The 11,361-nt window shown below is 70.5% G+C and carries 9 protein-coding genes; 3 read left to right on the top strand and 6 right to left on the bottom strand.

Annotated features, from left to right (window positions below):
• On the top strand, positions 1 to 612 hold a 612-nt coding region (locus ACYVDG_RS29195), incomplete at its 5' end, for an RNA-guided endonuclease TnpB family protein (protein ID WP_460761552.1).
• A gap of 335 nt (positions 613 to 947) precedes the next feature.
• Complete coding sequence (locus tag ACYVDG_RS29190) at positions 948 to 2,408, top strand: amino acid permease (protein ID WP_460761546.1); 1,461 nt, start codon at positions 948 to 950, stop codon at positions 2,406 to 2,408.
• 87 nt (positions 2,409 to 2,495) lie between these two features.
• On the opposite strand, the gene ACYVDG_RS29185 is transcribed toward ACYVDG_RS29190, so the two are convergent.
• Positions 2,496 to 2,894 carry an ankyrin repeat domain-containing protein gene (locus ACYVDG_RS29185; RefSeq protein WP_460761540.1) on the bottom strand — a complete coding sequence of 133 codons (399 nt, stop codon included), beginning with the start codon at positions 2,892 to 2,894 and terminating at the stop codon, positions 2,496 to 2,498.
• Between the two features lie 144 nt (positions 2,895 to 3,038).
• Here ACYVDG_RS29185 and ACYVDG_RS29180 point away from each other — a divergent pair, with 144 nt between their 5' ends.
• The gene (locus ACYVDG_RS29180; protein WP_460761537.1) at positions 3,039 to 3,575 is read left to right on the top strand and encodes a hypothetical protein; all 537 of its coding nucleotides are present in this window, start codon (positions 3,039 to 3,041) and stop codon (positions 3,573 to 3,575) included.
• 18 nt (positions 3,576 to 3,593) lie between these two features.
• Here the strand turns inward: ACYVDG_RS29180 and ACYVDG_RS29175 are convergent, their stop codons facing one another.
• The 5 genes from ACYVDG_RS29175 to ACYVDG_RS29155 all read right to left on the bottom strand — a co-directional run bounded on the left by ACYVDG_RS29175 (position 3,594) and on the right by ACYVDG_RS29155 (position 11,221).
• Positions 3,594 to 5,126, bottom strand: coding sequence for a hypothetical protein (locus tag ACYVDG_RS29175; RefSeq protein WP_460761534.1), 1,533 nt, complete (start codon positions 5,124 to 5,126; stop codon positions 3,594 to 3,596).
• 151 nt (positions 5,127 to 5,277) lie between these two features.
• The gene (locus ACYVDG_RS29170) at positions 5,278 to 6,516 is read right to left on the bottom strand and encodes a site-specific integrase (RefSeq protein ID WP_460761529.1); all 1,239 of its coding nucleotides are present in this window, start codon (positions 6,514 to 6,516) and stop codon (positions 5,278 to 5,280) included.
• 60 nt (positions 6,517 to 6,576) lie between these two features.
• Positions 6,577 to 7,110, bottom strand: coding sequence for a hypothetical protein (locus ACYVDG_RS29165; protein ID WP_460761526.1), 534 nt, complete (start codon positions 7,108 to 7,110; stop codon positions 6,577 to 6,579).
• A 10-nt stretch (positions 7,111 to 7,120) separates the two neighbouring features.
• Complete coding sequence (locus tag ACYVDG_RS29160) at positions 7,121 to 7,444, bottom strand: hypothetical protein (protein WP_460761521.1); 324 nt, start codon at positions 7,442 to 7,444, stop codon at positions 7,121 to 7,123.
• Between the two features lie 195 nt (positions 7,445 to 7,639).
• On the bottom strand, positions 7,640 to 11,221 hold the full coding sequence (locus ACYVDG_RS29155) for a TM0106 family RecB-like putative nuclease (RefSeq protein ID WP_460761515.1): 3,582 nt from the start codon (positions 11,219 to 11,221) through the stop codon (positions 7,640 to 7,642).
• Positions 11,222 to 11,361 lie beyond the last annotated feature (140 nt).

Below are 11,361 nucleotides of genomic sequence, written 5' to 3'. Positions count from 1 at the left end.
CGCCTCGTTCGTGGTACCCGCTGCCTGCGAACCGCTGCCCGAAACGGGTGGGGTCATCGGGATCGACTGGGGCGTCAAGGAGGTCGCGACCACCACCAGCCCCGAACACGACCTTGCGCACGCCGAGAGGGCCAGCCCGCGTCGAAGGGCTACAAGAAGGCCAAGCGGCAGGCGGCCAAGGTCCACAAGAAGGTAGCCCGCCAGCGCCAGGACACCGGGCGCAAGTGGGCCAAGAAGGTGGTGTCCGATCACGACGCGATCGCGGTGGAGGACTTCCGACCGAAGTTCCTGGCCAAGTCGACCATGGCCCGCAAAGCCGCCGATGCCGCGATCGGTGCCACCAAGCAGGCGCTGATCGAGATGGGCCGCAAACACCAGAGGGCTGTGTACCTGGTGCGCCCGGCCCACACCACGATGGACTGCGGTGATTGCGGGGCGAGAGCCAAGCACCGCCTGCCGCTGTCCGAACGTACCTACACCTGTACCGCGTGCGGGGTGTCCCGGCCTCGGGACCGTAACTCCGCGCGCGTGATGTTGGTCCGGGCGGGTCTGAACCCGGGCGGTGTTGAGGGCGTCAGACCTGATCGTCCGCAGGACGACCAGGCGGCCTGAGCCGCGAATCCCCGCAGTTCTCATGGCGGGAGGGGGCGACAATCCCCTCCCTCCAGGGAGGGGAGCAGTCAAGTTGGGGATGGTGTGGGGGTGGGGTGGTGTTGTAGGGGTCGTGGTTCTCGCATGGGGTGTGGTGGGTGGTTGTCGCCCTCGGGCGGGGGTTGTGGTCTGGCGCACATTTCTGGTTTTGGTGGGCTCTTGGTGGGGTCTGGTGAGAAGTGTGATGAACCTTTCGTCCTATGGTGGGGCATGTGACACGAAGTGAAACGTCGACCGATGAGTCGGCACAAACAGACAACGGGTCGGGGCTGGCACATTCGCTACGCCGCCGACACATGGCACTGATCGCTATCGGCGGATCGGTGGGCGCTGGGCTGTTCATCGGCTCGGGTGCGGTGATCCAGACCGCGGGACCCGCGGCGGTTCTCTCCTACGCGTTGGCTGGGGCCCTGGTCTTTCTGACCTTGCGGGCTCTGGGTGAGATGGTCGTGTCGGTTCCGGCCGGGGGGTCCTTCTCGGATTACGCCCGTTTGGCTTTCGGGCCGCGGGCCGGGTTCACCATCGGGTGGGTCTACTGGTGGATGTATGCGGTTCTGGTGGCGGCTGAGTCCGTGGCCGGTGCTGCGATTCTGAGCCAGTGGGTGGACGTGCCGGGCTGGGCTTTGGCGTTGATGGTCCTGTTGGCCATGACGGTGGCCAATCTGATCTCGGTGCGTGTGTTCGCTGAGACCGAGTCCGTGTTCTCCCTGATCAAGGTCGCCACGATTGTGGCGTTTTTGTTGGTGGGCGGGCTTTACGCCTTCGGGTTGTGGAGTGGTGCGGACGGGTCGTCGGTGACCAACTTGTGGGAGCTGGGCGGGTTCGCGCCCAACGGCTGGGTCGCGGTGCTGGGTGCGACCGTGGTGGTGCTGTTCGCCTTTGGCGGGGTGGAGATCATCACGATCGCTGCCGGTGAGAGCGCTGAGCCGGACCGTAACGTGGCTTCGGCCATCACCAATGTGCTGTGGCGGATCGGCCTGTTCTACGTGGCTTCCATTGTGGTGGTGGTCATGGTGGTGCCGTGGAATTCCACTGAGTTGGACCGGAGCCCCTTCGTGGTGGTGATGGAGACGGTGGGGATTCCCGGGGCGGCGCTGATCATGGAGATCGTGGTGCTGATCGCGGTGTTGAGTGTGCTCAACGCCGCGATGTACACGTCCTCGCGGATGTTGTTCATGCTGACCCGTCAGGGGGATGCGCCGCGGGTGCTGCGCGGGACCAACCGGCGCGGTGTGCCGGTGCGGGCGATCCTGTTGGGCACGGTGGTGGGTTATGCCGCTGTGGTGGCCGACTTCCTGTTCCCGGGTCAGGTGTTCCCGTTCCTGGTGGCTTCCATCGGTGCGATCTTGCTCGTGCTGTTTTTGACGATCTGTGCTTCGCAGCTGGTGGTGGGTGCTCGGGTGCGGCGCAACGCCCCGGAGCGGTTGTCGCTGCGTATGTGGGGTTTCCCGTATCTGACGTGGGCGACTCTGCTGGGGTTGGTGTCGATCTTCGTGGCCATGGCTACGCTGGCCGAGCACCGTCAGGCCCTGTGGGCGACCGTGACGGCGGTGGTGGTGGCGGTGCTGGCCTACGAGGCGCGCCGCCGGTGGGGCCGGGCCGAGCCCAGCCGTTTGGTGTTGGGTGTGCAGGGGCGTACGAGCCCTGAGGAGTTGGAGCGCATCGGGGGGTCCGGTTCGGGTGCCGGGGTGCGGGCTGAGGGTGCGTCTGAGGGTGAAGGGCGGGGCGGCGGTTGGTCGCCCTCTCCCCCGGCCTGAGCACCGGGTTGTGCGTGTGACTCGTCCAGACTGATTCCGATGCCGTGGCGTCGCCCTGTGTGGGGGGGGTGGCCGCTGGTGTCGGCACTAGTTGTGGAAGAGGTGCAGGTAGTGGCGCTGGTCGAAGAGCTGGGCGGTCTGGCGTGCGGTGGGGGTGCCCGTGTCGGGGTCGGCGCCGCGGCGGGTCAGGAGTTCCACGACTGGGGCGTGGTCTTTGAAGACGGCTCCGGCCAGGGGTGATTGGCCGCGGTCGTTGAGGCGGTCGGGGTCGGCTCCCTGGTCGATGAGCAGGGCGACGGTGTCGGTGTGGCCGTGGTAGGCGGCCAGCATCAATAGGGTGTCGCCTTTGTCGTTGGTCAGGTTGGCCGGGATCCCGGCCTCCAGGTAGGGGGCCAGGGCGTGGGTGTGGCCTGCGCGGGCGTGACCGAACAGGCGGGTGGCGAGCTCGATGACGTGGGGGTCGTGTGCTGGGTCTTCGTGGCTCACGGGGTCAGCCTAGTGGGGTGTGCGGGCCTGGTGTGGTCTTTGGTGGGCGCACACTGGTGTCCGAGATGGCCGGGTTGAGGTTTAGGTGCCGAACTTGGCTATTGTCGCTAAGGTGCTGCTCAACCCCTGAGAGGAGTCACCCTCGTGCGACATTTCGTCGGCTTCCTGTCGGGCCTGATCCTGGGCCCGGTCCTGCTCCTGGTGACCGGCTGGGCGTTCGCTCACCTGCGGGGCCTGCACGCCGATGGTCTGAGTGCCCTACAGGGCACCGGGCCCGTGGCGCTGGCCGGACTGATGGCTGTGGGCCTCCTGATCGCTCTGGTCGCGGTTCCCCCGCGCCTGACCCCCATGCTGCCCTTCACCACCGCCTTGGTCCTGATCGGGCTGACCGTCACCGCGCTGCTGCGCATGCACCTGCTGGAGCGCCTGCCCACCTTGCCCGGCACCGAGGGCGCCCTGGTGCTGCTGCCGTTGGGTGTGTTCGTACCGATGGCGTTGGTGCTGTGCGCTCCCCTGTTCGTGGGCGGGCGCTGGGTCCGTCGGGACGAGGCGGCGCCCACCGAGGAGGACGAGTACTTCGACGGCCTCTACGACGAGGACGATGACGATGGCCGTCCCCGTCGCACCGCCACCCGGGCGGAACCGGTCCCGGCCCACCACGAGCCGCGTCACCGCCTCTGAGAGGCAGGACGACCAGCCCTAGCGCCAGGTGGGGCCCCACCCCGAGCTCTTGGAGACCCCGCGCGGCAGCCGCGGCAGGCCCGTGGGGTTGGCGTCGCTGGGGCCCTGGTCCTTGGCGGGGGCACTGGACTGCGCCGCGGCCGGGGGCTCCGTCGCGGACTCGGCCTCCGGATCAGGGCCAGCCTGGGGTTCGGGGTCGGCTTCGTCGTGGGGCGTAGCGTCCTGTGGCCCCGGCTCGGGCTGGGCCTGTGCTTGGGGCGCGGGCTCTGCGCCCCCCGCACCCTGCGCGGGTTCCGGTGCCGGTTCAGAGCGCGGTGGGTCGGCGGCCACGCGCTGCGCCTCGGGCTCGGGCTCGGACTCGGGGCGGGCTTCAGGGTGGACGGCGGGTTGGGCCGGGGGCATGAAACCGCGCACGCGCTGGGCCTCGGCGCCTTCGTCGTCGGCGTACAGCACCACCGGTTCGGGCAGCGGCGGGTGGTCCTCGGAGTCCTCTTCGGGGATGGCGGGTTCGGCCGGGGCCACCCGCTTCCACCACAGGTCGGCTTCCTCCTCGGTGAGCTCGGACTCCACCTCCAGCCAGCCCCGCACGTGCGGGTGGCGCCGTCCGGCGTTCCAGGAGCGCGGGTAGGGCTGCTCGTCCAGGACCAGTACGTGCTCGCCGTCGATGGTGGGGATCTCGGCGGGCAGGCCCTCGTTCCACACCCAGGTGCCGTCGTGGGCGACCAGGTTCCACCAGCCCCACACGGTCTGTGCGGCCGGGTCGACGGGGCTGTCGCGGAAGGAGGCGGTCCAGCGCGGGTCGGGCGGGTCGCCCGGCAGTCCTTGGCGCTGGGGGCCGATCAGGGCGTCGGCGAGCAGGGTGTGGAGTTGGAAGTTGTCGCCGATGCCGTCGAAGAGCACGCGGAAGGCGCGGGTGGAGTGGCGGTCCATGACCAGGGCGGAGGTGGCCTCGGCCATGCGCAGCAGGGTGCGGACCTCGTCGAACTCGGCGAGTTGGCCGCTGAGCTGGTTGGCGATGGCCACGATCTGGGCGTGCAGGGAGGGGTCGCGGCGGATGTGGGTGCGCACGCTCGATTCGCTGAGCATGGTCTTGGCTGCCAGGCCGTGGCGGCGGATGGTCCACCAGCACATGGTGGCGGCGGGGGCGTTGGGGCCCAGGTCGGCGGCTACGCGTGCTTCGGCGTCGGCGGTGACGGCGTCGGGGTCGGGTGGGGCGCCGCCGCCGGTGCGTTCCCAGGCGCGTAGGAAGACGATGGCGCCGTTGCCCATGGTGCGCAGTCGGTGCAGGATTTCGATGCCGGCGGGGCCGGGGTCGGTGCCCATTTCGACGAGGGCGCCGGCGACCACGGACAGGTCGGCGATGATGCCGGGGGCGGCGTGGTCTCCGGAGAGCAGGGGGGTGAGGGCCTCCAGGGCGAGTTCGCGCTCGGAGGTGGGGATCTGGGAGGCCAGGAGGTAGACCTTGTGGACGGCTGGTGGGAACTGTTGGGGGTCGGTGGCGACGGAGGCGTCGATCAGTTCTTGGAATGCTGCGCGAAACTCGTCGACCATGGGTCCGCCCCCTTTCTCACGCAACCAACCTCATGTGTCATCAGGGAAGGATCGCACGTTAACGGGCTGTATATGGTGTTACTGATGGGTTTGTTGATGTTTCGAGATGAGGGTGTGGCCTCTGAGGTGCGGGTCACGTCCCTGGGTGGGATCACAGGCCCAGGCGGGTGACGGCGTTGTCCTCCAGGGGGTTGGCGGTGCGGATGTAGTCGTGGACGGTGCCGGGGTTGGTCCAGCGGCCCTGGCGCATGATCTCGCGGTCGGTGGCCCCGCCCAGGGCGGCTTGGGTGGCGAAGCCGGCGCGCAGGGAGTGGCCGCCGAAGTCGTCGGGGTCGAACCCGGCCCGCTGGGCGTAGCGTTTGACCACGTCACCCACGGCGCGGGTGGACATGGGGCGCGCAGCCAGGCGGCCGTGGCGGTCCACCCCGGGCAGCAGGGGCCGCTCGGAGCCGTCGGCCAGTTCCAGGCGCTTCAGGCGCTGGCAGGAGTGCGCGGTCTCGGGCGGGGTGGCGGGCAGGGCCCGCAGGTGTTCGCGTACCGCGGGGTCTGCCCCGTCGCGGTGCACCCGCATCAGGTCCGACCAGTCGGCCAGGGCACACACCGGGCAGGTGAGGCGGTGGCGCCCGCGGGGCAGGGCCACCTGTTGGTGGCCGCGGCCCTCCTGGTCGGTCTTGGTGGCGCCCAGGGAGACCACGAGGGTGGGGGCGCCGGTGGCCGGGTCGGTGCGCAGCGCCAGGTCGTCGAAGGTGAGCGCGGCCAGTTCGGAGCGGCGCAGCGCTCCGGCGAAACCGGTCAGCAACAGCACGGCGTCGCGTCTGCGCGCCACTCCCCCAGGGTGGCCTTCGGCGGGGCGTACCGCGAGCAGAGCCTCCAAGATGGCCAGAACGACGGGGGCCTTGCGGCGCGGTCGGGCCTTGCGGGTGCGGCGGATGCCGCGCAGGGTCATGCGCACCACCTCGGCGCGGGTGGGTGAGTCCAGGCCGTGGGCGCCGTGGACGGCGGCGATGGCCGCGGCGCGGCGTTCCAGGGTGGCGGGGGCCAGCGCCCAGGTGGTGCCGTCGTCGGTGCGTGTGTGGGCGCAGGCGGCCAGGTAGACGGCCACGTCAACGGGGTCGGCGGGCAGGCTGGTGCGGCCCTCGGCCAGGCACCAGGCACCGAAGGAGGTCCAGTCCGCGCGGTAGGCGCGCAGGGTGGCCGGTGCTTGGGCGTTGGTCAGGAACTGGCCCAGCATCTGGGCCTGTTCGGTGTCGAAGCGTTCACGGACCCGTTCCAGGGCGCGGGTGTCCACGAGTACACCGTGGTCCAGGCGCTCTAGTCGGGTGCGCACGGTCTCGGGCAGGGTGATTTCTGCCCGGGGCGTGGGTTCGTCGGCGGGGTCGGTGGTGTTCACGATGTTCCATTGTGGCCGGGGTCGGGTCCCGGTGGTGGGAGGTGGGGCGGGCGGGTGTTCTCAGCCCAGCAGGTGGGTGGTGAGTGCCCCCCACAGGTCGGCTGGGGGCATGGCGAGCAGGAGCAGGCCCACGGACAGGGCCAGGGCGACACTGAAGGCGATGGCGGCCATCTTGCGGCGCAGGATGAGGGCGGTCACGGCGCCGATGGCGGGCACGCCCCAGGCCATGAGGAGCAGCCAGATCAGGGCGTTGCCGATGGTGCGCACGGCCTGCTCGGCGATGTCGGCGGCTTGGGCGGGGTCGGCCAGGGCCGGGTCGGTGGTGGCCTCGAAGGCGTCCAGGCCGGCGAAGAGCAGCGCGGCCAGGGCCAGCGGGCTGCCCAGGGCCCACAGCGACCACAGGATGACCCACAGCACGGTGATGCGCCGGTCGGGCGGGCCTTGGACCGTGACCGGGGTGCGGCTGATGGGGCGTTTTTCCGGGGTTTGGCCCGGATCGACCCTGCCCTGGTCGGGGTTGTCGGGCTGCTGGTCGGGCCCCTGCTGGTCGGATCCCTGTTGGGGCTTGCGGCGGTTGCGTTTCTTCGGTGACACGCCCGGGAGCCTACCCGGCCAGCTGGGTGAGGTGGATGACCACCACGAACACGACGGGCCAGGCCAGCAGCACCAGAGACCACAGGGCGGCCTTGCGGTCACCGGCCACGGTGGCCACGGCCGCGGCCAGGAAGGGGATGCCCACCGCGGCGCCGAAGGCCAGGGTGAACCATTCTGCGGCCGAGCCGGCGTGCGAGTCGGCGTCGATCCCCATCATGTAGCCGAAGGGGCCCAGGACCAGGGCGAACAGGGCCAGGATGCAGATGACGACACGGATGCCGGTGGGGTGGCGTGTGTTGCGTCCACCGCCGCGTGTAGAGGGACGTTCAGACACGGGGGCCGTGGTGCCTTTCGAGAACGGGTGGCGGGCCAGAGCTTCAGGCACACCGTCGGGCGCTGGGAGGCGGACCTGCGGGGCACACCCTTGCCCACCCGGCGGGCGCCTGGGCGCCGACGGCCGGGCATGGTGTGCTCCCTAAAACGTACTCCACCTGGGAGGTGTCCGAAACCCAGGGTGGGGCGTGGCCGGTCAGGGGGCGGGCCAAGGGTGGGCGCGGGAGACCAGGCCGGTGAAGGCGGCCAGTAGGCGCAGTTCGTCGAGGCTGCGGGGCGCGGTGGTGAGCAGGTCGGGTGAGTGCACCACCAGCGCCAGGAGTTGGGCGCGTGAGAGCGCGACGTTGAGGCGGTTGCGGTCCAGGACGAAGGAGGGTCCGCGGCTGGTCTCGGCGGCGTTGGAGGTGGTCATGGAGCAGATGACGGCGGCGGCTTCTTGTCCTTGGAAGCGGTCGACGGTGCCTACGCGCACACCCTCCAGGGCCGGGGTGGTGTGGGTGGCCTCGGCCAGGGCCTGGCGCAGGGCGCGCACTTGGAGGTTGTAGGGGGCCACCACCAGGATGTCGTCGCCGGTCAGGGGGCGTGGGCCGGTGTCGGGGTCGGTGGTCAGGTGTTGGGTGACCAGGGCGCGGGCGGCCTCGACGACCGCGGTGACCTCTTCGGGGCTGTGGGTGGTGCGGCCCCGGTGGGTGACGGGGTGGGCGTACACGCCCGGTGCGGGACCGGTCAGGGTGCGGTCGGTCGTGGAGGGGTGGGCGTGCAGGCGGTTTTGGTAGGAGAGCGCGGAGACGGGCGCGCACACGGCGGGGTGCATGCGGCGGGTCTGGTCCAGGAAGTAGCCCAGCGCGGGGTCGATGATGTGCTCGGCCGCCATGAGGTGTTGCAGTGCTGAGGCGTCGGCGCCTTCGCCGTGGGTGCCTTGGACGACCTGGGGTAGTTGTTGGGGGTCGCCCAGCAGGACGAGGTTGTGGGCGGCGGCGGAGACCGCGAGGGTGTCGGCCAGGGCGAACTGTCCGGCCTCGTCGATGATGAGTACGTCCAGGGGGTCGGCGACCATGGCGGCGTTGGCCATGGCCCAGGCGGTGCCGCCGATGAGCACCGAGCGTCCTTCGGTGGTGCGTTTGGTGCGCCAGGTGGCCAGGGCCTGGGCGGTGGTGGGCTGTTCCCAGGGCAGGTCGGGGTCTGCGGCGTCTTTGCCGCGGCCTTTGGCGCGTTTGGCGGCGGCCAGGTCCACCCCGGCTTCGTTGGTGGCGCGTACGGCCGAGGACATGACGTTCTCTACGGCTTTGTGGCTGGTGGAGCACACGCCCACGCTGCGGCCTTGTGCGGCCAGGTGGGTGATGAGCTGGGCGGCCAGGTAGGTCTTTCCGGCTCCGGGTGGGCCTTGGACGGCCAGGTAGGAGTCGTCGAGCTGGTCCACGGCGGCGATGGTGGCGGCGATGAGGTCGCCGTCGAAGGCGGCGGGGTCCGGGAGGGGGCCGCCGCCCTTGAGTCGGGGCGGTAGGCGGCGCAGGACGTCGGTTCCGCACTGGTGGGGCCAGGTGGGCAGCGCTTGCACGCTCTGGCGGGCGACCTGTTCCAGGGCGCCGTCCTTGGGTTGGGGGTTGACCGGTGCTCCGGGCAGGACGGCCACGGGTGGGCGGGTGTAGGTGGCGTCGACGTCGCAGGTTTCGGTGAGGGTGAGCTGGTCGGGGCGGGTGTGGGTGAGGGTGGCGTCGGTGGTGGTGGCTTGTTGGCCGGGTGCGCCGGGGTAGAGGAGCTTGACTTGTTGGTTGGGGGTGAAGGGGTGGGGGTGGGAGGTGTCCAGGCGCATGGACAGTTCGCGGCGGGCCTTCTTCTGGCGGCCGGTGGGTTCGATCCACTCGCCGGTGTGGATCTGCCAGGGCACGGCGCAGTCGGTGTCGGACTCCAGGTCTTGCAGGGGTGCGCCGGTGCGGCGGTAGTGCTCGCGCCAGGGCGGTAGGGCTTCGCGCTGGTAGTAGCCGACCAGGGCGGCCAGGGCGGCGCGGGGGTGGTCGTCGTCGGTGCGCTCTTCGGCCTGGTCGGGGACGTGTTCGAGGAGGGGGTCGGTCAGGGCGGCGTGGCGGGCGGCTTTTTCGGCGCGTTTGCGGGCGCGTTCGGCCTCGGCTTCGGTGAGTTCGAACTGGACCAGGGGGCGGTCGGTGATGCCTTGGGCGGTGCGGTGCTCTTCGAGCCAGTCGCGCAGGCGGGCGGTGGAGTGGCAGTCGTCGCGGTTGTAGCGGGCGATGCCGTCCAGGATCTTGTCGGCTTCGGCGGTCTCGTGGGCTTCGTGGGCGGCCAGGTAGGCGGCGTAGGCGTCGATGCTGGAAGTGGCGGTGGTGACCTGGCCGGCGCGGGTGGTGTCCAGGTAGAGGGGTTCGAGGTACTTGATGGAGTAGGAGCGCTGGGACACGCGCAGGCTCTTGCGGACCACGGTGTAGAGGTCGATGAGGCGGCCCTCGCGCAGGAGGCGGTTGACTTCCTCCTCGCGGGTGGCGAATTCGGAGCTGAGGTGTTTGAGGCGGTCCACTTCGTAGGAGGCGTAGTGGTAGATGTGGGCGCCGTCGTCGGTGTCGATGCGTTGGGTGGCGAAGTCGACGAAGTCCTCGAGGGCTTTTTTCTCTTGGGTGCGGTCGTGGGCCCAGAAGGCGTGGAAGGTTTCGGTGCCGTCGGTGTCTTCGGTGGTGGCGCCGAAGAGGTATTCGAGGCCGCGGCCGCCCTGGCGTGAGTGGTAGGGGTAGCCCTCCATGTCGAAGAAGACGTCGCCGGGGCTGGGTGGGGGCAGGGTGGTCAGGCCGTCGGGGGCGAACACTTCGGCGGTGACCTCGCCTTGGGGGTTGGCCGGGGTGCGGGTGGTGTCCTGGCGGACTTGGAGGGCGGCTTGGGCGCGCAGTTGGTCGAAGGAGCGGCGGGGCAGGGTGGTGGGGCGGTCGTGGTCGTGGGCGTGGGCCAGGGCGTCGATGGTGGTCAGGCCGGCGTCGGTGAGTTTGGCGGCCTGGTCGGTGCGCAGTCCGGCGACCAGGGACAGGTGGCGGGCGGCGGTGCGGCCTTGGGTGCACCAGGTGTTGTAGCCGCAGCCCTCGCAGGCGGGTCGGGGTTGGCCCCAGGTGGGGGTGGGCAGGGCGGGCTCTTGGGCCAGGTGGTCGATGAGGCGGTGGGTGAGGGTGGTCAGGATGGGGGTGAACTCGGCGGTGGGCAGGGTGTGGGTGTGCTGGTCGCCGGTGAGCAGGTGCATGTGGTGGGGGGTGCGCCCGTCCAGGACGGCGACGGCGTGGGCGTAGGCGGCGAGTTGGACGATGGCTGAGGGGCCGGGACGGCGGGCGAGTTTGGTGTCCCAGGGTTCGTAGGCCCAGTCGGTGGGTGCGTCCTGGCGTTTGTGGCCTGTGGCGGGGTCCAGGTCGGAGCGGATGAGGAAGTCGGCGCGTCCGTGGAAGGCCACACCCGGGGCCAGGGGGTGGTGGAAGGAGGCCTGGTAGATGACGGGGGCCCCGGCGGCCATGGCCTCGGCGGTGGTGCGGGCGGCTTCGGCCAGGGAGTGGTCGTCGGGTTTGGGGGCGTCGATGTGGGCGATGTCGTCGAACAGGGAGCTCAGGCGGTCGAGTTCGGCCTGTTCGTGGACGTGGCCGTGGTGGGCGACGAGGGGGTCGATGTCCTCGGGCCGGGGTGCGCCGGGCAGGTGGGCGGCCAGCGCTGTTTTCAGAGCGCTGCGGTGGCCGCACTCCAGTGTGTCGACGAGGTCGGTGGGTGAGACGACCCAGCCGGTGGTGGTGCGGAACAACGCCCGGACTCCCCTTGGTGTTGGTTGAGTTGGTGGGGATTGTGCCACGGCATGGTGGCGTGTGGGGCCGCACACGCGGCAGGGGCGGGGGTGGTGCGTGCGGTGCCTGGTGGGGATTGTACGCGGGCCCGGGTGGTGTG

The sequence above is a fragment of the Nocardiopsis oceani genome (genome assembly GCF_054777395.1).
Note: the sequence above shows the minus strand (reverse complement) of the source record. Positions and strands in the feature narration are given on the sequence as shown.